The organism is Pseudoalteromonas sp. Of7M-16, assembly GCF_022347805.1.
GTDB classification, from domain to species: Bacteria; Pseudomonadota; Gammaproteobacteria; order Enterobacterales; family Alteromonadaceae; genus Pseudoalteromonas; species Pseudoalteromonas luteoviolacea_F.
In genome coordinates this window covers 212,736-234,749 of record NZ_JAKRFY010000008.1, presented here as the reverse complement: position 1 = coordinate 234,749, position 22,014 = coordinate 212,736, and the positions used below count along the sequence as shown (strand labels likewise).

The window sequence follows — 22,014 nt, the reverse complement described above, 5'->3', positions numbered from 1 at the left end:
TCTGTACTTATTCGTACAGATAACTAATCAACTTAAGCCATGTCAATCTGCTTGAACCTTCAAGTCAGTTTGCATGGCTTTTTTATTAGCTAATTGACATACCTTTAAAGGAGATATCTATGTCGCAATTTCTACACGGTGTAGAAGTCATCGAGGCGCAGTCTGGTACGCGCCCAATTAAAACAGTAAAAAGCTCAGTAATCGGTCTGATTGGTACTGCTCCACAAGCAGATGCTGAAAAGTTTCCTCTTAACACACCGGTTTTAATTGCTGGTAAACGTGCGGAAGCTGCGTTGTTAGGTGAGCAAGGTACTCTTCCTGCTGCGATTGATGGTGTATTTGACCAAGCGGGCGCAGTTGTGGTTGTTGTGCGTGTCGACGGTGCTGATGAGAGTGCTGTGATGACCAACATTCAAGGTGGTGTTGCTGCTGACGGTAGCTATGAAGGTGCGTATGCATTCTTAGGCGCTGAGTCAGTATTAGGCGTAACACCTCGTATCCTTGTAGCTCCAGGATTCACTCACCAACGCCCGTCTGGCGCAGCTAACCCAGTTGTTGCTGAGCTTGTTGGTATTGCAGAGCGTCTTCGCGCTGTGATCATTGCTGACGGTCCAAACACAAATGATGCAGACGCGATTGCATATCGTGGTGATTGTTCATCTCGTCGTGTATATGTGGTTGACCCACAGGTGAAAGTATTCAAAGAAGGTGCAGTTGTAAATGAGCCTGCTAGTGCACGTGTCGCGGGTATGATTGCTAAGTCAGACAATGACCGTGGTTTCTGGTGGAGCCCAAGTAACACTGCTATGAATGGCATTGTTGGTACCGCTCGTCCAGTTGACTTCCAGCTAGGTGATAAGAATGCGCGTGCAAACTTACTGAATGAAAAAGAAGTGTCTACAATCATCCGTCAAAATGGCTTCAAGCTATGGGGTAACCGTACTTGTGCGACAGACCCTAAGTGGGCATTCCTTTCGGTAGTTCGTACTGCGGATATGATCAACGATTCTCTACTTCGTGCGCATATGTGGGCAGTTGACCGCAACATCACATCAACTTACATCAAAGACGTGACTGAAAGCGTACAGGCTTACCTTGATAGCTTAAAAGCACAAGGTGCTATTTTAGGTGGCCAAATCTGGGCTGATGAAGACCTTAACACACCTGAAAATATCCAAGCAGGTAAAGTGTACTTCAGCTTCGACTTCACACCACCGACGCCTGCTGAGCACATCACGTTCAAGAGCATTCTAACTAACAACTACTTAGAGGAAATCGTATAATGGCAATGTCTCCTAAAATCCTAAAAAAATCAAAGCTGTTTGTAGATGGTAAGGGTTACCTTGGCATTGCAGATGAGATCTCACTACCGAAAGTAACAGTGAAAACTCGCGAAGTAACTTCTGGTTTCCAAGCTCCAATTGAGCTAGATGTTGGTCAACTTGAAAAGCTTGAAGGTTCAATCACCTTACTTGAGTACAACGCAGATGTACTTAAGCTGCTAGGTGATTGGGGCGGTACTGGCAGAACAATCAACTTAACTGCACGTGGCGCAATCCAGAAGCAAGGTGCTGCACCTGAGCCTGTTGTTGTCACATTACATGGCTTCTTTAAAGAAGTAGACATGGGCAGCTGGAAAGATGGCGAAGAAGCGAAAATGACACTGCAATACGCTGTTCAAAAGTACAAGCTAGAAGTGAACAACGAAGTTATCTATAACATCGACCTGTACAACGATATCCGCGAAATCGCGGGTGTTGACCACATGGCGAACCTACGCAAGACAATCGGAGCTTAATCTATGACTGAAATCATTAAACTGACTTTCCCTATTACGGTCGATGGGCATGAGTATGCAGAACTAAAAATGAGACGACCTAAAGTGCGCGATCGGTTAATGGTTGATAAAGCGGATATTAGCGAATCTGAGAGCGAAATCCGTTACTTCTCACATTTGTGTGAAGTGTCTCCCGATATTATCGAAGAGTTAGACTGGAGCGACTTTGTTAAGTTGCGTGAGGCACTCCAGGCTTTTCTCGTATCCCGCCCAAGCGTCTAAAAGCAATGGTGATTGCCCTGGCTAAGTACACAGGGTGGGGCTTGCAAGAACTCAACGCGCTGACCGAAGACGAACTTATTGAGTGGTTTGAAGCAGCGGTTGATTATAAAGAAGCAACAGAGGCGGGGTAACCCGCCTTTTTTTCACCAGCGCAAGTTTGATAGCTCAAGGACTTAAGCGCAGTTTTAGGGTCTTGAGCTATCAACCTTGGCGCGTTGCCGTTCGTTGCAATGTGCAATCAATACATTCCCGCTTATCTCTCTTCCTAGGTATTATTATGAAACATCAAGAATTGTCTGCCAAAGGCCGTTCAAAGAACAAAGTAAAGTACCGCCTACCTAAGCAGGATCAGGTTGATCCGAATGTTCAATTAGGCAGTATGCTTGCTAACTTGGTGAAAGCTAAAAAGCCGCTCGATACCAGCTCATTACAAGCTGTGATAGGGCAGTTAGCAAATGTGAATGTCAATGAATTGCTGGGCAATTCCAGCAAAATTATTTCAAGCCATTTAACTCAGTTTTCTACTGTGCAGTCCAAATCTAATCGAGCGGTAGCACACAGTGCTCAAATGCTCCAAGCGGCTCAAAGTGAGCAACAAGCTGAAACTTTAAAAGCACAAGTTGATGCAAAAATTGGTGATGGGACTGGCTTAAGCGGTGCAATTAAATCGCTTGCACAGCAAGTGTCGGCGCTAGATTTTCAGCAATTACAAACGGCTGCAAGCAATGAGTTGGCGCAGTTACAGGTGGCACTGCCACAGCTTTACGATGGTTTACCCATCAATGCGTTGAGCGAGTCTTTAGCAACGGCGAGTGCGCAAGTTAAAAGTACTGATGCTCAAAACACGTTAGAGTTACAACTCGATACATTGCGTCAAGCGGCGCCTGTCATGGTTGATGCGCTTGGTATTGCACAAATGAGCGGCGATATCATCAGTGCTACGCAGGGAATTGCACAAGGTACTCGTAGTGATACTTTCAACGAAGATCTTCAGGCGTTGATCCAAAGTGCGCCACAGGTACTTGAAACATTTGGTTTTGATAAAGCCAGTGACGTGGTTAAGCAATCACTGCCTGCAATATCATCGGTTAACTTCAAAGATGTTTTTGAGGGAGATATTACAAGCTTAGCCAGCGCAGCGCCTGAGTTGTTAAATGCTTTTGATTTGTCTGAGGCTGCAAAAACACTGGAAGGCGCACTGCCGGTCGTTGAAGCGCTTAATGTTAAAGAGCTTCTCAATGGCGATCTCTCGAGCATAGTTGATGCAACGCCAGAAGTATTCAAAGCGCTAGACATGTCCAGTGCTGCACAAGCTATAGAGCAAGCATTACCTGCCCTAGAACAAGTGGACATTGCGGCAGTAATGCAAGGTGATTTAAGTAGTTTGCAAAGTGCGGCGCCTGAACTTCTCAAAGCAATAGATTTATCTGCTGTTCAACAATCATTGGCTCAGCATATTCCCGCGTTGTCACAGCTAGATCTTGCAAGTGTGATTGACGGTGATTTAAGTCAGGTTGTTAGTATCGCGCCTGAACTACTTAAATCAGCAGGGTTTGAACAGGTTTCCAATACTTTAAGTGCAGCCATGCCTGCATTACAGCAGCTAGATCTAAAAGGCATTGCAGGTGGAGACATTTCGAGTTTAATGTCGGCGGCGCCTGATTTATTGGCGTCGGTTGGATTAAATGAGGCCTCTGAAACACTTGGGGCTGCATTGCCAGCGCTACAGCAGCTTGACTTAAAAGGTATTGCCAGCGGTGATGTATCAAGCTTGATGTCGGCGGCGCCTGATTTGCTTGCGTCGGTTGGCTTAAATGAGGCCTCTGAAACACTTGGGGCTGCTCTGCCAGCGCTGCAACAGCTAGATTTAAAGGGGATTGCTGGTGGTGATGTATCAAGCTTGATGTCGGCGGCGCCTGGGCTTTTAAAAGCAGCAGGATTAGGTGAAGCCTCGGAAACACTTACGGCCGCGCTACCGGCACTGCAACAGCTGGATTTAAAAGGCATTGCCAGTGGCGATGTATCGAGCTTGATGTCGGCAGCACCAGGACTGTTAAAAGCGGCGGGTTTGGATGAGGTGAGTGCCACGCTAGATGCGGCCTTACCGGCACTGCAAAAGCTCGATACCAAGGCCATTTTAGAGGGCGACTTGAGCTCTTTGATGCAGCAAGCTCCTGAATTATTAAACGCATTTGGTTTACAGGACGCGGCGAGCCTTTTCACTAAGCACTCAGCTCTGATTGAAAAGCTCGACTTTAAAGGCATTTTAAATGGTGATTTGTCGTCATTAACGGGGGCTGTACCAGACCTCTTGGCGGAATTTGGCTTGGGTGACCTCGGCTTAAACTCGTTATTTGACGGTGAAGATGAGCGAGAGGAAAAATCCAAAAAAGCAAAGAAAAAGTCGAAGAAGCGACGCAAAAAGCCAGCTAAGCGCAACAAGTCTAAAGCGAAAAGTGTAGCGAATGATGAAGCAGCACAGCGCAAAGCTGCCAAGTTGAATGAGACTTCAAAAGAGACAAAACATAAACCTAAAAAACCAGCTAAGCCTGCTTTAAAGGTGCTGGATGGCGGTAAGGCAAAACCTGCAAAGCGCCCCAAAGTGAAAGCACCTAAATCATTTAAAGCGCCAGCAGCAAATGATCCTATGTTTTCTAAGTTAGGCCAGTTTTTTGGTAAGAAAGGTGGTGCATTATCTACCTTAACAAAAGGACCTGGTAAATATTTAGGTAAATTGGCCACGCCTTTAACGGTGGCGATGGGGGCGTTGGATGCCTACTCAGCTTTGAGCGACGACTCACTGAGCAAGCAGGAAAAAACCAGCCGAGTCGGTGGTGCTGTAGGTGGTATGGGCGGTGCGATGGCAGGTGCCGCGGCAGGCGCTGCAATAGGCTCCGTTATTCCCGTAGTAGGGACTGCGATCGGTGGTATTGTCGGCGGTGCAATTGGCGCATTTGGTGGCGAATCTGTTGGTTCGTTCCTAGGCGATACCCTTGGCGGTTGGTTCTTTGACGATGAGCCAAAAGAAAACACTGAAAAAGCTGAAAAAACAGCAAGTGTATCCAACACCTTAGCGCAGGGCCAAGCGGAAGTTCAATTTAGTGAAGCAAGCAACTCGGCATCGCAAGCTGCATCGAGTCATGCACAGACACCTCTTCAGTTTGTCAAAGATAATGTTATCAACGAAGCCAATATGGTGATGGGCACGATGGCGGCGGTTGAGCAGGCTTCAGGCAAGCAAGCTGGAAAGTGGCACAAAGCATCGCAGCAAGGCCAGTTACTTGGCCACGCGTTAAATGGCCACACCATCTATCAAGCGGCGGCAAATGATGAGTTATCGACACAGGAAAAGGCACAAACGATTGGTGGCACACTGACAGGAGCATTGAGCTCTGAAGGCGTTTCACACCTAGTTGGGAAAATTCCCAAATATGGCAAGTTCCTTGCCCCGGTGGCGGGTTACTTGACTAATGCTGTGATGTCTCAAGTAGGAGGAGACTTCTTCGCCAGCCTATTTGGCAGTGATAAGCCTGAGCAATCAGAGGCGTCAAAAGCAAAAGGGCAGTTATCGACGCCAACACCAAATGCACTTGCCGAACCGAGTACATCTCAATCGCAAATAAGCAGTGATATGCATACTCAGGAAGTGGCGGGCAATATTACTGTTAATGCGAATATCACGGTGAATGCGCAAAGTGAACAGCAAGCTCACGAGATTGCGTTACAAGTCAAGCAAGTTTTAGAGCAGCAACAGCAACAGGCGATGCGCGATTACCGCGCTCGGTATTACAACGAGGTAGCTTAAGGGGTCATCCCCTTAAGCTTTTTTAAGAGGACTTTCGATGGCAAAGATCAATCATGCCAACTACATGATGCAGCTGGGTGAATACAAGTTTTCTGTCAGTACAGCGGCATTTCAAAAACTACAGTTTAATACTGAATATCGCTGGAAAGATCTTGAATCACAAACCGACAAAAATAGTCCGGTTAAGCAGTTTATTGGTGTTGGTGAACAAACCTTAGAGTTAGAGGGGACAATTTTCCCACAATTGGTTGAAAATGGTTTAAAGCAACTTGATTTTATGCGAGATGAAGCGACTCAAGGTGTGCCTTTAACTTTGACTTACGTTGAAGAAAGCGGCAAATCTAGCCCGAGTGTAGGCCGAGTTCTTGGCAAGTGGGTTATTAAATCCATTAATGAAACCCGTACCTTGTTTTTGAATGATGGTATTCCAAGAGAAATTCAATTTAGTATGCGATTGTCTCGTTACGATGGTAATGAAGGAGCATCATCATGAGTGCTGTGAGCTACATAACCCGGGATGGAGACTGTCTCGATCTCATCTGTTTTCGACACTATGGACGCAGTGCGGGCATGGTAGAGCGTGTGCTGGAAGCAAACTATGGCCTAGCTGATTTGGGACCGATTTATCCGGAAAACATCAAGATTGTATTACCTGATGTGCCTAAGCCCAAAGTGCAGCGAGAGATTAATATCTGGGAGTAGAGGGTCATGGAATTACAGCCGCAATATTCAGTGAAAGCCAATGGCAACGAAGTCGCTGAACAGCTACGAGATAGAATCGCCGAAGTGAGCGTGACCTTACGCACTGGTTTGTTAAGCGATATGTGTGTTGTTAAGTTTGATAACTTAGAAAAAGCGCCGATCAAATTGCCACAGCCAACGGATAAGTTGGAGATAGCAATGGGTTATAAGCAGGGAACGGAAGATAGCAAAGCGCCCAGTGTCGAGATGGGTGAATTTCAAGTTGGAGAGTATCAGATCACAGGGCCGGTGAGGGCGCTTGAATTGGTTGGAAATAAGGTCCTATGGGATCAAAATTTAAAAGCAGCCAAACTCAAATCTTGGCCCAGTGACCCTGAAAGCCCGCTCACACTTGGCAGTGTTATTTCTGATATTGCCCAGGAGTACGGGTTGACCCCTCGAATTGCCCCTGCGTTAGATAGCATTACGTTACCGCAAATCGAGCAAAGTGAAAGTGACATGCAGCTGATGAGTAAGCTTGCACAGCAGCACGATGCGGTAATGAAAATTATCAATGACAACCTTATTTTCATGAAAAAAGGCACAGGTCGTTCTTTGTCTGGCCAGCCTTTACCACAGGTCACGCTTGAACCAAAGTGGATCATTGATTGGAAGTTCAACACCTTGCACTATCGATTGACTAAAGAGGTCGTGGCTAAGTATCACGATCTAGGTATTGCACAGTTGCAAACAGTCTCTGCTGGCGGTGGCACGCCGAGCTTAACGTTACCGTATACGTACGCCGATGAAGCAAGTGCGCAGCATGCCGCAGACAGCAAATTGGCGCAACTTACACGGGCGCATGTCAGTGCAGATATGGTGGTTTACGGTAATCCAGACATTATGGCGGGCGCTGTTGTTGAAGTGCAAGGGACTCAAAGCGCATTAGATAAGCGTTGGTTTGTCAAAGAAGTGCGACATGTAATTAATGGTCATGGTTTCTTGTCTTACTTAAGCTGCGAAACGCTGACAGAATAATTATTTTTCACCTTATAAATATTAAATATTTCATACCGCACTGCTGATCATGCGGTGCTTTTCCTTCCAAACCCCCTACCTCCAAGGTCGTCTCACTTGTTTGCTCACGTGCATTGCTCTATGCATAAACAGGTTGAGACGACCTCTTTCCAATTATAATTACCCTTTTAAGAGTAAAACTATCCCTACCAAAGCTGTTACCCCACCCAATAGCATAGCGCGTGTCACATGCTCTTTTCTGATCAAGCTCATTGTCATAACCATTAATGGCGCGGCTGAAAAAATTGTTTGTGCTACCGCAGGATCGGTATTGTTGACAGAGATAAGTTGTAACCATAAACCGATGAAGGTGCCAAAGAAAACCGCCGCAAATAACCAAGCTTTGCCCTCAATCCCTTTGAGCGTAATGGCGCGAGTTAAGCTGCTGTGTTTTATTGTCGCAACTATCATTGCCACCACGAGCGTGCCCGCAGCAAGGCGTATCATGGCTGCCCACAAACTGCTGATGCCATCATTATTTAGCGCACCTTTTGAAAGAACCATCCCAGCGGCTTGGCATGTTGCGGCACCGAGCGCAAATAATACGCCTTTACGGTAAGTCTCTTTATCTAGTTTAGGCAGTTTTTGACTGGGCTTGACTGCAATAACGACCCCTATGGTCGTAACCACAATACCGAGCCAAGCAGTGGCAGATAGATATACGCTTAGCAGTGCGATATTCAATAATCCGGCAATGGCAGGTGCTAGAGATTCGATCACCAGTGTTCGGGCTGGGCCAATATTGCGCAGGGCAGCGAAGTAGGCACTATCTCCAATTGCAATACCGACAATGCCGCTGGCAATTAACCACCCCCAACTTATATAACTAGAGGGCAATTGGCTGTCCCAAGTGAAAAGCAATACGGCCCCCATCAGTGCAGAGGCTATTACCCCCTTAGCGACATTGAGCTCTAAAGGGTTTAAATGATGGCTAAAACGTTTATATAAAAGGGTTGAAAATGCCCATACTGCAGCTGCACAAAACGCAGCAATCTCTCCTATACCCACAATCATCTTTGTTATTTAGTAATCTAATCTGGCAGTACTGTAATTATTTTGTGAATTTATGCAATGTAATTGAGCTTAATAGTGACCGTGATTGTTCCCTCCTCACGTAATTCACCAACTTTAAAAATAAACTTTCAGTTTTTATTGAAAGTTTAGAACTTATTTTGCTACACTCTGTTGTGTTGAAATAGTCGTGTGCTTAAATCGGCCTGTGGCCATTTGTTGGAGAACATAATGATCCTAGATGCGATTCAAATTAATTTAATTCTTTTGAGCTTTTGTATGTTTATCTCTTGTTTGATCATGGCTATGACTGAGTCAAAGCTGTTTGTCGGAGAGCAACGTCTAAAAGTGAGTATTGAATATGGGATTTTTGCTTCTGCAGGGCTGATAGTAAGTGTCGTATTAGGGTACGGCTATTTCGGTTAATCATCTACTTGCATGACAGGGTGCTATTTGCTTTGGCACCCTTTATTATCCTTTCACCTTTTATCCTTTCACCTTTTATCCTTTCACCTTTTATCCTTTCACCTTTTATCCTTTCACCTTTTATCCTTTCACCTTTTATCCTTTAACCTTTTATCCTTTAACCCTTTATCCTTTAACCCTTTATCCTTTAACCCTTTAACTCCATCCAAATATAAACGTCACATGTGTAATGAGTAAACTCACTCAACTCACTGAGTTTCCTGCCTTATTTTGTCTTCAATTTTCCCTTCCTAATTTTTATTTTTGACAGTATCGAGACTGTTTTAAGTGATAGAGACTTGCCTATTCGTTTTTGCCTACGGTTTATTTTGGTATTGTTTAATTTGGACGTCTGAACATCTAGAAGTTGATATTTTATGGCGTTCGTTCATAATGTCAGTCAATATATTGCAGTTAGTTTTTGTCTATTCTGGGGAGGATCTCATGCCGATCACTGTTAAAGACGAATTACCCGCCATTGCGAGGTTGCGTCACGAAAATGTATTTGTGATGCCAAAAAGTCGCGCGATGTCTCAAGAGATCCGTCCTATGCGATTGGCAATCTTGAACTTAATGCCAAATAAGGTAGAGACAGAGGTTCAATTTATTCGTTTATTGGCAAATACGCCGTTGCAAGTAAATGTGGATTTGCTTAGGTTGGATACTCATCGCAGTTCAGAAAACTCAGAACAACATTTGAATATGTTTTATCGTTACTTCTCAGAGGTAAAAGAGGAAAACTACGATGCTTTGATTGTCACAGGCGCACCTTTGGCACATTTAGAGTATTCAGATGTGATCTATTGGCAAGAGCTACAAGCATTTTTTGACTGGGCCGAGCATCATGTTACTTCAACGCTATTCTCCTGTTGGGCTGCTCATGCTGGCTTATATCACCATCATGGATTGAAGCGTGAATTAAAAGAGCAAAAACTTTGTGGCGTATTTAAACACCGAGTTTATTTTGATCACGGTGCACTAACACGAGGTTTTGACGATGAGTTTTTAGTGCCTCATTCCCGCTATGGTCATATTGATATTGAGAAAATCAATCGCAAAGAAGACTTAGTTGTATTGGCAGGCTCTGAACAAGTCGGTGCCTATCTACTTAAGAATAATACAGGGAGCCAAGTGTATATTACGGGACATCCAGAATATGATGCTGATACATTGCAAAAAGAGTACTTACGAGATCTGCAAAATGGACCTGATGCCCCTATGCCTGACAACTACTTCCCAAACAATGACTCGGGTGTTAAGCCATCAAAAACCTGGCAAAGCCACGCCTTTTTATTATTTTCAAATTGGTTAAACTATTATGTTTACCAAACAACTCCGTACGATATTAATCTCGTTAGCCAAGACGTAAGGACTAACAATTATGCCGAATAACAGTGTGCCATTTGAGCCTATCGATGGCCAAGCCATATCTGAAGCGCTGAAAAAGACGATGCAAGAGCGCATCGTTATTTTAGACGGTGCAATGGGAACCATGATCCAAAAACATAAGTTTGAGGAAGAAGACTACCGTGGAGAGCGCTTTAAAGATTGGCATGTGTTGATCAAAGGCAACAATGACTTGTTAAGTTTGACCCAGCCTGATGTGATTAAGCAAATTCATCGAGAGTACCTTGAAGCGGGTGCTGATATCATTGAAACCAATACGTTTAACTCGACCACCATTTCAATGGAAGACTATGACATGGCCAGTTTAAGCCGTGAAATAAACTTCGAGTCAGCAAAGTTAGCGCGTCAAGTATGTGATGAATTTACCGCCAAAGATCCAAGCAAACCACGTTATGTGGGTGGTGTACTTGGTCCGACGTCAAAAACATGCTCTATTTCTCCAGATGTAAATGATCCGGGTTATCGTAATGTGACCTTTGATGCGCTGGTGGAAGCGTACATAGAATCAACCCTTGCCTTAATTGAAGGCGGCGCGCATCTTATTTTGATAGAAACGATTTTTGATACACTCAATGCAAAAGCGGCGGCTTACGGTGTAGAAGAGGCATTTGAGCAAGCGGGCATTCGCTTACCTGTAATGATTTCAGGGACTATCACTGACGCGTCTGGTCGCACTTTATCAGGGCAAACTACAGAAGCATTTTACAACTCCATTCGTCATATTAAGCCTATTTCTATTGGTTTAAATTGTGCGTTGGGCCCCGACCTACTGCGCCCTTATGTTGAAGAGTTATCTCGTGTATGCGAAACATTCACTTCCGTGCACCCCAATGCGGGCTTACCCAATGAGTTTGGTGAGTATGACTTAGAAGCTGATGATATGAGCAAAGAGATTGTTGACTGGGGTAAAGAAGGCTTTATCAATATTGTAGGCGGGTGCTGTGGTACGACACCTGAACATATTAAAGCCTTTGCAGATGGTTTGAATACTGTGTTACCGCGTAAGCTTCCTGAGCTTGAAGTACGCATGCGTTTATCAGGCCTTGAAGCCTGTAATCTGAATTAGGAAGTATCATTATGACGCAATCTACCGCTGTATTTACAAACGTTGGGGAAAGAACCAATGTCACAGGTTCAGCACGCTTTAAACGACTCATTTTAGAAGAAGATTACGAAACCGCGCTTGAAGTTGCCAGAGAGCAGGTTGAAGGCGGTGCTCAGGTGATTGATATCAACATGGATGAAGCCATGTTGGACTCAAAAATGGCGATGGTGAAATTTTTGAACCTCATTGCTTCTGAACCTGAAATTTCAAAAGTACCTATCATGGTTGACTCCTCTAAATGGGATGTCATCGTTGCGGGTCTGAAATGTATTCAGGGCAAGGCCATTGTAAACTCTATCTCGCTAAAAGAGGGTAGAGAGCCGTTTGTGCGCCAAGCCAAGATTTTAAAACGTTTTGGTGCGGCTGTTGTCGTTATGGCGTTTGACGAAGTTGGTCAGGCTGAAACGGCAGATCGTAAATTTGAAATCTGTGAGCGCTCTTACAAAATTCTTGTTGATGAGCTTGGCTTCCCGCCAGAAGACATTATTTTTGATCCGAATATTTTTGCTGTTGCCACAGGTATTGAAGAGCATGACAACTATGCAGTTGAATTCATTGAAGGCACGCGCCGCATAAAGCAAAACTTACCGCACTGTAAGGTATCTGGCGGTGTTTCAAATGTGTCGTTTTCTTTCCGAGGCAACAACCCAGTTCGTGAAGCTATCCATTCAGTCTTTTTATACCACGCCATCAAAGCGGGAATGGATATGGGAATCGTCAACGCCAGCCAACTAGCTGTGTATGATGATATTCCACTTGAATTGAGAAATGCAGTTGAAGATGTGATCCTCAATACTGACCCCGGCGCTGGCGAACGTTTAGTTGATATCGCGCCTAAGTACTCAGGTATGGCGCAAGCTGAGAAAAAAGAGGACTTAGAGTGGCGTACATGGCCAGTTGCGAAAAGGCTAGAGCATGCCCTTGTTAAGGGGATCACAGAATATATCGATGAAGATACCGAAGAGTGCCGCTTAAGCTTTGAGAAGCCGATTCAGGTTATTGAAGGGCCACTGATGGACGGCATGAATGTAGTCGGTGATTTATTCGGTGCCGGTAAAATGTTCTTGCCTCAGGTGGTCAAGTCAGCCCGTGTAATGAAGCGCGCGGTGGCTTACCTTGACCCATTTATCGAAGCAGAGAAGGAAGAAGGCGCGAGCAACGGAAAAATAGTCATGGCCACTGTGAAAGGCGATGTACATGATATTGGTAAGAACATCGTGGGTGTTGTGCTGCAGTGTAACAACTATGAAGTAGTTGATTTAGGTGTGATGGTACCCGCTGAAAAAATATTGCAAACGGCCATCGATGAAAAAGCAGATGCCATTGGACTGTCCGGCCTTATTACCCCTTCACTAGATGAAATGGTACATGTGGCAAAAGAAATGACACGTCGAGGCTTTGACATCCCGCTTTTAATTGGCGGGGCGACCACATCTAAAGCACACACTGCGGTGAAAATTGAACCACAGTACGACAAAGGCGTTATTTACGTTAACAATGCCAGTCGTGCAGTGGGCGTCGTTTCTAGTTTGCTGAGTGATACGCAAAAGCCTGTCTTTTTAGAAAAAACAGCCAATGAATACGTGAAGGTCCGTGAACAGCAAGCGCGTAAAAAACCGCGTTCTAAGCCTGTGACTTTAGGCCGAGCTCGGGACAATGCCACTAAGTTGGACTGGGATAATTACACACCGCCTAAACCTAAGAAATTGGGAATTACCGAGTTTAAAGACGTTAGTATCGCCACATTGCGTCAATATATAGATTGGACTCCCTATTTCATGACATGGTCTTTGGCAGGGAAATACCCGCGTATATTAGAAGATGAAATAGTTGGTGAAGAGGCTAAAAAGCTATTTGCTGATGCCAATGCAATGCTCGATGAGTTAGAGCAAACAGGTAAGTTGCAACCGCTTGGTGTAATAGGGTTATTTCCTGCAAACCGAGTAGACGACGATATCGAAATTTATGCCGATGAATCTCGAACAGAGGTGATTGGTAAATCGTGTCAGTTACGTCAACAAACGGAAAAAACAGATTTCCCAAATTACTGTTTAGCTGACTACGTTGCTCCAAAGGGTATTGAGGACTATTTTGGCGCATTTGCAGTCACAGGTGGTCTTGAAGAGGATGATCTGGCGGATGCGTTTGACGCACAGCAAGATGATTACAATAAGATCATGGTCAAGGCGGTGGCAGATAGACTCGCAGAAGCCTTTGCCGAGTACTTGCACGAGCAAGTTCGTAAGGAGTATTGGGGTTTTGCTGCTGATGAGTCATTAACGAATGAAGAGCTTATTCGCGAAAACTACCAAGGTATTAGACCTGCACCGGGTTACCCTGCATGTCCTGAGCACACGGAGAAGAAAAAAATCTGGTCGTTGTTAGATGTTGAAAACCGCATTGGTATGAAGCTAACGAGCTCTTACGCAATGTGGCCAGGTGCAGCTGTTTCCGGCTGGTACTTCTCGCATCCTGACTCTAAGTATTTTGCAGTTGCTACCATTCAAAAAGATCAAGTTGAAGACTACGCTCGCCGTAGTGATATGTCTATAGAAGAAGCTGAGCGTTGGTTGTCACCTAACCTTGGTTACGATACTTAAGCCATGCCAATGGACTTGTTAGGGGCAAATACCCTAACAAGTCTTTTTTGCTGTATTCTTAGTATTTTTTTAATGAATTTAGCGGGTTGCATACAGCCTTTGCCGTGTTATATTTTTAGCTATGCAGTAGCGTATTCATTGCCGTTCAGGCTGCTCTTTTTGCTGCCTCTCCCATTATTTGGCCTGTGAGGGTCGGTTTTTTATCGTAATGAATAGTATAAATTTAGTGGTGAAGTAGTGAGTGTATATGCTTAAATTTTCCAGTGTTACTAAAAATTACGAAGAAAGCACCGTGGTTACTCAAGCATTACAACCTTTTAATTTACAAGTTGCATCGGGAGATTTTATTGCATTGGTTGGCCCATCTGGTTCGGGAAAAACGACCTTTTTAAACATTGCTGGATTATTAGAGTCTCCCAGCTCTGGCGAATATACTTTTTTAGATAAAGACGTAAAGACACTCAGTGATAAACAAAAATCCCGACTAAGAAGTTCTGATATTGGGTTTGTTTTTCAGAGCTTCCATCTACTTCCCGAATTAAATGTCTACGATAATGTGGAAATTCCGTTGCGCTACAGCCGGGTACCTGCTAAGCAGCGCCGTGCCAGTGTGATGTCATTACTTGAGCAAGTCGGGCTGTGTGACAGAATTAATTGTAAACCAAACCAGTTATCTGGAGGTCAACAGCAAAGGGTAGCTATTGCGCGCGCGTTAGTTGGTAAACCCTCACTCATATTGGCTGATGAGCCAACTGGGAATTTGGACTCAAAAAATGCCGCAGATATTATGGCCATTTTATCGTCCTTCAACCAATGTGGTACCACGATTTTAATGGTCACTCATAGTTTAAAGTTGGCACTGCAAGCAAAGCGAACGATTGAGATCCGCGACGGTATTTTAAAAGAGCGCTGTATCGAACATTATGCAGCAAGGTGGGGCTAATTAAATACTTGGCTAAATAGCTAGGTTCTAAAAATTGATTGTTAGTTCAATCTTGAGCTGACTATTTTCCTATATACGCCCCTGATATTTCTCCATAAAGCCTGCCTTCCCTATCCCTCTTTGTAATAAAGTTGTTTATTTTGTGGTTTCTGGGTTTTTATTGTGTATCTATTTGGTTTTTGTTAGCCTTGCCAGTGAAGAAAAAATTCCCCCTAAATACACCTCTGATGTTTATGGTTTAGTTAGACTCATATTTAACTGCATAACATATAGGCGATGGAAGGCTTAGGTACACACGAAGGAATTTTAGGCGTAATAGTGTTAAGAATATCATTTACCAAAAATAATCACGCATTTGGGAAACGTTTCATTTAGCCTACCAATGTTTGAAAGGCTTTAGGCTGCGAGTTAGTTGTCAATGTGGATAAATATATTAAGCAACTTGCCACTAATAAGTTGGAATATATAGTGCTTTTCCCCAAGGTCAGCTGTTTGCTCGATGTAAGCATTTTTAAAGGGTTTTGATCTTAAACGTGCATGTCTGAGCCATAGAATTATAAGAATTATGTTAGTGCTACACCCACCGCTGAATAGGAGATAACATGCTGTACTACTATATACGCATGGCGGTATTTAGTCTCAAAAGAACACCTCTGTTAAGTTTCTTAATGATAGCGACCATTTCAATAGGCATTGCTGCGACCATGGTCACATATACTGTCAGCTACATGATGACCAAAGATCCAATCCCCAGTAAAAGTGAACGGCTATTTACTGTTCATTTGAGTTCATGGGATCCATCGCGCATGTACAAAATGGAGGATGGTAAAGAGCAAATTCCCATTTGGGTTACTTATCAAGATGCAATGAACTTATACAACGAAAAAAAAGGCAAGCGTCAAACAATTATTGGCAGCCATAAAACTATGAGTCGTGCTCCAAGTCAGCCACCGAGTGGCGCGCTATCAACCTTGTTGCGGGCAACCACATATGAATTTTTTGATATGTTTGAAGTGCCGTTCTTATATGGTTCAGGTTGGACAGAGTCCGATGACGAACAAGGTGCACGGGTAGTTGTATTGTCGAAAAAGCGCAATATGAAACTCTTTAATGGTCGAAATTCTGTTGGAGAAGAGGTCTTAATTGGTGGGCTTTTATATCGTGTTGTTGGCGTATTGGATGACTGGGTAGTACTGCCTCGATTCTACCTTGAGAGCCATGATGTTTTTATGGATGTCAGAGACATGTTCATTCCATTTCGCTCCAATATTGATAATGAGTGGATTGCGGCAAGTGATGTCAGTATGTATTGCTGGGGGGACTTTGAGATGAATAAATTTAGCTCAATGCTCACTTCTGAATGTGTATGGTTGTACTTCTGGGTAGAGCTTGAAGCTTCAACTCAGCGCGATGCGTATTTTGATTTTGTAAATAATTACGCGATGGAACAACGAGCTTTAGGGCGTTTTCAGCGTGAACAAATGAACCGGGTACTAAACGTGCCTGAGTTTATAAAACACAATAAAGTTGTGACCGGAGATAGTCGTTTGGCTGTGTGGCTGGCATTGGCATTTTTGATTGCCTGTTTACTCAATTGTATGAGTTTAATGATGACTAAGTTTCATGGTAAAGGGGCTGAAATTGGATTAAGGAGAGCGGTTGGTGCAAGTAAGGAAGATATTGCTTGGCAATTTGGTTGTGAAACGATTCTGATAGGTCTATTAGGCGGAGTTGTGGGTTTACTCTTGGCAAATTTGGGCCTGATCATCACGGCAGAAATATACAGCCACTTAAACCCGGCACTGATGGCAATGAACATTGAGTTGATGCTAACCACCTTGGTATCGTCAGTGATTGCGAGTTCGCTTTTTGGCCTGTATCCAATCTATAGGGCTTGTCAAATACAGCCATCAAGCCAATTGAAGAGCTTATAGGCAAATTAAATGAAAGATCTTAAACCAATTATTAAATCACTATGGTACGCCAAAACAGCACCTCTTTTGCTGATATTGCAAATTGCAGTTGCCTTCACGATACTCGTTAATTCAGTGTTTATGCTAGTACAGAAGCATGGAGAATTTAATGATCCAAGTGGCTTAGATGAAGATGTTTTATTTTCGTTTCAAATGTCTTTGCATGGCTTGCCAGAAGAGCGAGTAGCCAGTGTATATCGAGATCTAGATGCTATCAGAGCGTTAGATAGTGTCGAGGAGGTTGTTACGGTTAACTCCATACCTCTGTCCCATCGTGGAGCGGGTATGGAAGTGAGGTTAAAACAAGGGTCACATGAATATGATTCAAAAGCAGGCTTATATGCGGGTGGCCATCAAATGATTGAAACCATGGGGTTAAAGCTGATCGCAGGTGAGGGGTTTACCTTGTCAGATGAGCGAGCGCTGAAAGATTTTGGTTTGAGTCAGCCTGTTGGCGTGGTGATCACCAAAGCTTTGGCTCAAGACCTTTATCCTAATGACTGGCGCCAAGCACTAGGTAAAACGCTTTATTTGAACGACAAAGAACAATCTGTCAGAGGCATTGTTGAACAATTGGTTGGCCCTTGGAGCTTTTGGGGATACAAAAATAACAATTTCTTGGTTCCCACCTTATTTATGATGACGGATGCGAGTTTTATTGTGCGTGCGCACAAGGGGTTGCTTGAGCAAAGCATTAGAGATGTGAAGGATTTATTGTTAGTTGACTCCAGCAGAAATATTGACAATTTTATGAAGCTCAGTGAAACAAGAGCTTGGGCTTATCAACCGCAGGTTGCGGCTTATAATACGCTGAAAATTGTGATTGTTGGCTTGTCCATTATCATAATGTTAGGTGTGTTCGGCCAGACACGCTACACAATTTTAAAGCGACAAAAACAAATCGGTATTAGGCGAGCATTAGGAGCTAGTCGGTATGAAATAATCAGGTATTTCATGTTAGAGAACCTCTGTATTAATGTTTGCGGTATTCTGTTTGGCTTAGGGTTAACCATTGTGGCGAATAACTTACTGGTAGTGCACTTTGGCCTTGCGCCGGTGCCTGCGCAGTATTTGCTCATTGGTGTGGTAGTTGTACTTTTGGCTGGCGTGTTGGCGGTTCTTCAGCCTGTGCTTAAAACGGCGAGTATTTCACCAACTGAAGCGACACGTTCAGCGTGATCTCTTTGCAAGCTTAGGCGCAGTAATTGGGTCAATAACATACTCTGTTTATTTGCGTTTGTTCCCCAGTTATCTAAGTATTTATATGTACGATGATAACTTGCCTGCATTTTGTTTTTCGGTAAATATAATATTAATTTTGTGTTTATTTTGTTTTTTTTAGTCTACAATAATTTGAGTGCTCTTTTTGGGGACTTAATTACTCAGTTTGAGAATGAAATATAATAAATGCTTAAGGAACAGCAAGCTATATTCTTTTTCACGACCCGTTGTAGTCAGTAAGTATAGTGAAATGCTGTAGAATAATAAGTACACAAAGTTAAAGGAAATATCATGCTTAAAATGCGAGGAGTAGCAAAATCCTTCACCACGGATACGGTCAAGACGCAGGCGTTGCAGCCGTTTGATCTCGATATTCAACAAGGTGAGTTTGTTGCGGTCGTAGGTCCTTCAGGCTCTGGAAAAACGACATTTTTAAATATTGCTGGGTTACTAGAAGAACACTCGCAAGGGCAATATTTATTGGACAACCAAGATACGACGGGATTGTCCGACAAGCATAAATCTTCATTGCGAAATCAAAAAATAGGCTTCATTTTTCAGAGCTTTAATCTAATTCCCGAGCTTAATTTATTCGACAATGTTGAAATGCCGTTGAGGTATCGAGATTTTAGCGCTAAAGAGCGAACGGAGCGGGTGCTCAATGCACTCGAACAAGTCGGTCTTGCTGGACGAAAGTCACATTACCCTCAACAGTTGTCAGGTGGTCAACAGCAGCGAGTCGCCATTGCTCGTGCACTTGCGGGTAGCCCTTCCTTCTTACTCGCCGATGAGCCTACTGGTAACCTAGATTCTAAAATGGCCGACGGTATTATGGCGCTGCTCAAAGATATAAATAAGCAGGGGACCAGCATTTTAATGGTCACCCACGATATGGAGCAAGCTCAGCAGGCTGGTCGTATCGTAGAGATACGAGATGGAAATTTGAGTGAGCAAAAACACGCTATATCGGCTTAGAGGTGCGGCTAATGGGCAAGTATTATTTCAAGCTAGCTTGGCTTAGCTTAAAAAAGACGCCATTGCTGAGTTTGCTGATGATAGGCACAATCGCCATCGGCATAGCTGCTTCTATGATCACAATCACCGTAGGGTACATGATGGGCCAAAACCCATTACCCCATAAAAGTGAGCGTGTCGCAATGGTACATCTAAATTCTTGGGATCCTTCACAGCCAATCGGTTACAGAAAAAATGGTGAGGTAGATATTCCCTCTCTATTAACGTATCAAGACGCAATGGCTTTATTGGCAGCGAACAAAGCGGATAAACATGTCCCATTTGTCTCATTTAATTCGGCGGTTCGAGCGGAAAGCGAAGATGTTATTGATTCGCAACTACACCAAATACGTTCAACAAGCCGGCATTTTTTTAGTGTGTTTGGTGCTCCATTTATTTATGGCAGCACCTGGAGTGAGGAAGCGGATCTGCAAGGTCAATCAGTCATTGTTTTATCGAAAAGAGAAAACGATCGTCTGTTTCAAGGGGCAAACTCAGTTGGAGAGCACATTATTGTCGGTGATCATTTGTATCGAGTTGTTGGTGTGATTGACGACTGGCAACCTACGCCCAAGTTTTACGTTAACTACTATGACATGTACAGCCCGACGCTGCCTTATTTTGTGCCGCTTGAATCACAAATTCGAAACAACTTTTTCTCTCCAACCACAATGGGTTGGTATTGCTGGGGTGATGGTCCTAGCTCTACTTTGCAGGAAGTCATGTTGTCAGAATGTGCATGGATAAGGTTTTGGGTTGAGTTTAAGTCTGAAGATAAAAAGCATGAATATTTCAGGTTTATGGAAGACTATACTGAAGAGCAAAGAAAAGTAGGCCGATTTGCGCGACCTGAGCCTAACCGATTGATGTCTGTTACAGAGTACCTTGAAAAAGAAGGTGCAGTGAGTGAAGAAAATAAGATCGGCATTGGTTTTGCGTTGGCATTTCTATTTGCCTGTCTGTGTAATGTGATGAGTTTGATGATGACAAAATTCCATGGAAAAGGCGGAGAAGTTGGTCTGCGACGGGCCGTGGGAGCATCCAAACAAAATATTACAGTGCAATTTGGCTTTGAGGCGGCACTGATCGGCTTTTTTGGTGGTGTGATTGGATTATTGTTAACCCAGTTAGGGCTCTCAGCCTTGACAGATATGTACCCAGAGTATCATGTCAATGTCATGACGATGGATTTAACTCTAATGGTATCTACTGTCGCACTGGCCGTCAGTACTTCGCTGTTATTTGGATTGTGGCCTATATATCGAACGAGCCGTGTTCAACTATCCAGTCAGCTTAAGAGTTTATAGGAGCAGTAGATGAAGGATTTCACACCCATACTTAAAACGCTGTGGAAAAATAAAACGGGCCCTACATTACTGATCATACAAATCGCTGTGGCGTTTACTATTTTGATCAATATCTCTTATATGGCTATGTCTAAGTTGCATGAGATAAATTTGCCAAGTGGCCTTGGTGAAGACACACTTTTTTCATTTCGTACTAATTTACCAGTTGAGTCTGAGGAGTATGAAGCACTATTGAAACAAGATTTGGCGAGTATTAAAGCGCTTAACAGTGTTGAAAGTGTGGTGACAACGAACTCCATACCATTGGCTGGGTGGGGATTAGGTTTGCAATTTAATGAGTCTGAAGACCCTGATAGCTTTATCGCTTATGCGGGTATTTATAGTATGTCTGATGAGTTTATGAAGACTCTGGGGCTGGAGATCATAATGGGTCGAGGGTTTGAAGATAGTGAGATGAAGATCTCTAATCAAGACTACAGCGAACTCTCTAATTCAATTCTCGTCACACAAGCAATGGCTGAGCGCGTGTCGCCTGAAGATTGGTCTGCTGCGGTAGGTGTTACAGTTTATATGAATGGTCGTCCGTACCAAATCGTTGGTGTTATCGACAAATTAATTGCCACTTGGCCTGACTGGAGTGGCAATGAGCGCAGTGTTGTATTCCCTGTGTACAGTTTTTCCGGTGAAAATAGGTTTTTGGTGAAAGCCAGAGCGGGACAACTTGAACAGGCTATGGAGGATGTTCGCAGCCTTCTGTTACAACAACCCGGTAAGTTTGTAGCGGATCTTCATACATTTAAATATACTCGCGAAACTGGGTATAAAGCCATGAAATCATCGTTGAGTATACTGATTGGTGTCACTATTGGCCTAGTCATGTTAACTATGTTGGGGGTATTTGGACAAGCGCGTTTCACGCTGATGAAACGGCGTCGTCAAATTGGTACAAGAAGAGCGCTAGGAGCGAGTAAGTTTCATATTATGAGGTTTTATATTATTGAAAATCTTGTTGTTGTTGGGGTCGGAGTTGTATTTGGTAGCCTTTTTGCTGTGCTCTTAAATGTCAAACTCATGGAACTTTTCCGCTTAGAATCTGTACCGATGGAGTACTTTTTATATGGAGGTATCAGTGTTTGTATTGCCAGTTTGATAGCTGTTATTCCCACCGCATACAGTGCTGCAAACATTTCACCTGCAACTGCCACCCGTTCTGTGTAGCTCCCTGAAACACCCCGATTAGGCAAGACCTTTGCCTAATCGGGGTGTACTTTTCTTAAATTTATCTCATTATTCAGAAAGTCCTATGAATACTTTAACTTAGCCGTTTTTACGGGTTTGTTATCGAA

Annotated in this window: 18 protein-coding genes; 17 read left to right on the top strand and 1 reads right to left on the bottom strand. The window is 43.7% G+C overall.

The window, feature by feature from the left end; genetic code table 11:
* The first annotated feature begins 119 nt into the window (after positions 1 to 119).
* The 7 genes from MHN81_RS10715 (at position 120) to MHN81_RS10685 (ending at position 7,583) form a co-directional block, all read left to right on the top strand.
* On the top strand, positions 120 to 1,283 hold the full coding sequence (locus tag MHN81_RS10715; RefSeq protein WP_023397067.1) for a phage tail sheath subtilisin-like domain-containing protein: 1,164 nt from the start codon (positions 120 to 122) through the stop codon (positions 1,281 to 1,283).
* A complete protein-coding gene (locus tag MHN81_RS10710; RefSeq protein ID WP_023397066.1) occupies positions 1,283 to 1,798 on the top strand; it encodes a phage major tail tube protein in 516 nt (171 codons plus the stop codon). The genes MHN81_RS10715 and MHN81_RS10710 overlap by 1 nt, the downstream gene beginning before the upstream one ends.
* A gap of 3 nt (positions 1,799 to 1,801) precedes the next feature.
* The gene (locus tag MHN81_RS10705; protein ID WP_023397065.1) at positions 1,802 to 2,059 is read left to right on the top strand and encodes a phage tail assembly protein; all 258 of its coding nucleotides are present in this window, start codon (positions 1,802 to 1,804) and stop codon (positions 2,057 to 2,059) included.
* 277 nt (positions 2,060 to 2,336) lie between these two features.
* A complete protein-coding gene (locus MHN81_RS10700) occupies positions 2,337 to 5,864 on the top strand; it encodes a hypothetical protein (protein WP_239425707.1) in 3,528 nt (1,175 codons plus the stop codon).
* 37 nt (positions 5,865 to 5,901) lie between these two features.
* The gene (locus tag MHN81_RS10695) at positions 5,902 to 6,357 is read left to right on the top strand and encodes a phage tail protein (RefSeq protein WP_023397063.1); all 456 of its coding nucleotides are present in this window, start codon (positions 5,902 to 5,904) and stop codon (positions 6,355 to 6,357) included.
* Entirely contained in the window at positions 6,354 to 6,566 is a 213-nt protein-coding gene (locus MHN81_RS10690; RefSeq protein ID WP_023397062.1) for a tail protein X, read from the top strand. Before MHN81_RS10695 ends, MHN81_RS10690 begins: the two co-directional genes overlap by 4 nt.
* 6 nt (positions 6,567 to 6,572) lie before the next feature.
* A complete protein-coding gene (locus tag MHN81_RS10685; protein WP_239425706.1) occupies positions 6,573 to 7,583 on the top strand; it encodes a contractile injection system protein, VgrG/Pvc8 family in 1,011 nt (336 codons plus the stop codon).
* Positions 7,584 to 7,742: 159 nt separating this feature from the next.
* Here the strand turns inward: MHN81_RS10685 and MHN81_RS10680 are convergent, their stop codons facing one another.
* Positions 7,743 to 8,636 (bottom strand): DMT family transporter, encoded by an 894-nt coding sequence (locus MHN81_RS10680; protein WP_239425705.1) that lies wholly within the window; start codon positions 8,634 to 8,636, stop codon positions 7,743 to 7,745.
* A 228-nt stretch (positions 8,637 to 8,864) separates the two neighbouring features.
* Between MHN81_RS10680 and MHN81_RS10675 the strand changes: the two genes are divergently transcribed.
* From MHN81_RS10675 to MHN81_RS10630, 10 genes are all read left to right on the top strand, one after another.
* Positions 8,865 to 9,059: a hypothetical protein gene (locus MHN81_RS10675; RefSeq protein ID WP_023397059.1), complete on the top strand. Its 195-nt coding sequence runs from the start codon at positions 8,865 to 8,867 to the stop codon at positions 9,057 to 9,059.
* A gap of 483 nt (positions 9,060 to 9,542) precedes the next feature.
* Positions 9,543 to 10,490, top strand: coding sequence for a homoserine O-succinyltransferase (gene metA, locus MHN81_RS10670; protein ID WP_023397058.1), 948 nt, complete (start codon positions 9,543 to 9,545; stop codon positions 10,488 to 10,490).
* Positions 10,480 to 11,571, top strand: coding sequence for a homocysteine S-methyltransferase family protein (locus MHN81_RS10665; RefSeq protein WP_023397057.1), 1,092 nt, complete (start codon positions 10,480 to 10,482; stop codon positions 11,569 to 11,571). Before metA ends, MHN81_RS10665 begins: the two co-directional genes overlap by 11 nt.
* 11 nt (positions 11,572 to 11,582) lie before the next feature.
* The gene (gene metH, locus MHN81_RS10660) at positions 11,583 to 14,210 is read left to right on the top strand and encodes a methionine synthase (protein WP_023397056.1); all 2,628 of its coding nucleotides are present in this window, start codon (positions 11,583 to 11,585) and stop codon (positions 14,208 to 14,210) included.
* A gap of 247 nt (positions 14,211 to 14,457) precedes the next feature.
* Positions 14,458 to 15,153: an ABC transporter ATP-binding protein gene (locus tag MHN81_RS10655; protein ID WP_023397055.1), complete on the top strand. Its 696-nt coding sequence runs from the start codon at positions 14,458 to 14,460 to the stop codon at positions 15,151 to 15,153.
* Between the two features lie 602 nt (positions 15,154 to 15,755).
* A complete protein-coding gene (locus tag MHN81_RS10650) occupies positions 15,756 to 17,087 on the top strand; it encodes an ABC transporter permease (RefSeq protein ID WP_239425704.1) in 1,332 nt (443 codons plus the stop codon).
* 9 nt (positions 17,088 to 17,096) lie between these two features.
* Positions 17,097 to 18,305 (top strand): FtsX-like permease family protein, encoded by a 1,209-nt coding sequence (locus MHN81_RS10645; RefSeq protein ID WP_239425703.1) that lies wholly within the window; start codon positions 17,097 to 17,099, stop codon positions 18,303 to 18,305.
* Between the two features lie 333 nt (positions 18,306 to 18,638).
* The gene (locus MHN81_RS10640) at positions 18,639 to 19,322 is read left to right on the top strand and encodes an ABC transporter ATP-binding protein (protein ID WP_023397052.1); all 684 of its coding nucleotides are present in this window, start codon (positions 18,639 to 18,641) and stop codon (positions 19,320 to 19,322) included.
* Positions 19,323 to 19,333: 11 nt separating this feature from the next.
* Complete coding sequence (locus MHN81_RS10635; protein WP_023397051.1) at positions 19,334 to 20,668, top strand: ABC transporter permease; 1,335 nt, start codon at positions 19,334 to 19,336, stop codon at positions 20,666 to 20,668.
* 9 nt (positions 20,669 to 20,677) lie between these two features.
* Complete coding sequence (locus tag MHN81_RS10630; protein WP_239425702.1) at positions 20,678 to 21,886, top strand: ABC transporter permease; 1,209 nt, start codon at positions 20,678 to 20,680, stop codon at positions 21,884 to 21,886.
* Positions 21,887 to 22,014 lie beyond the last annotated feature (128 nt).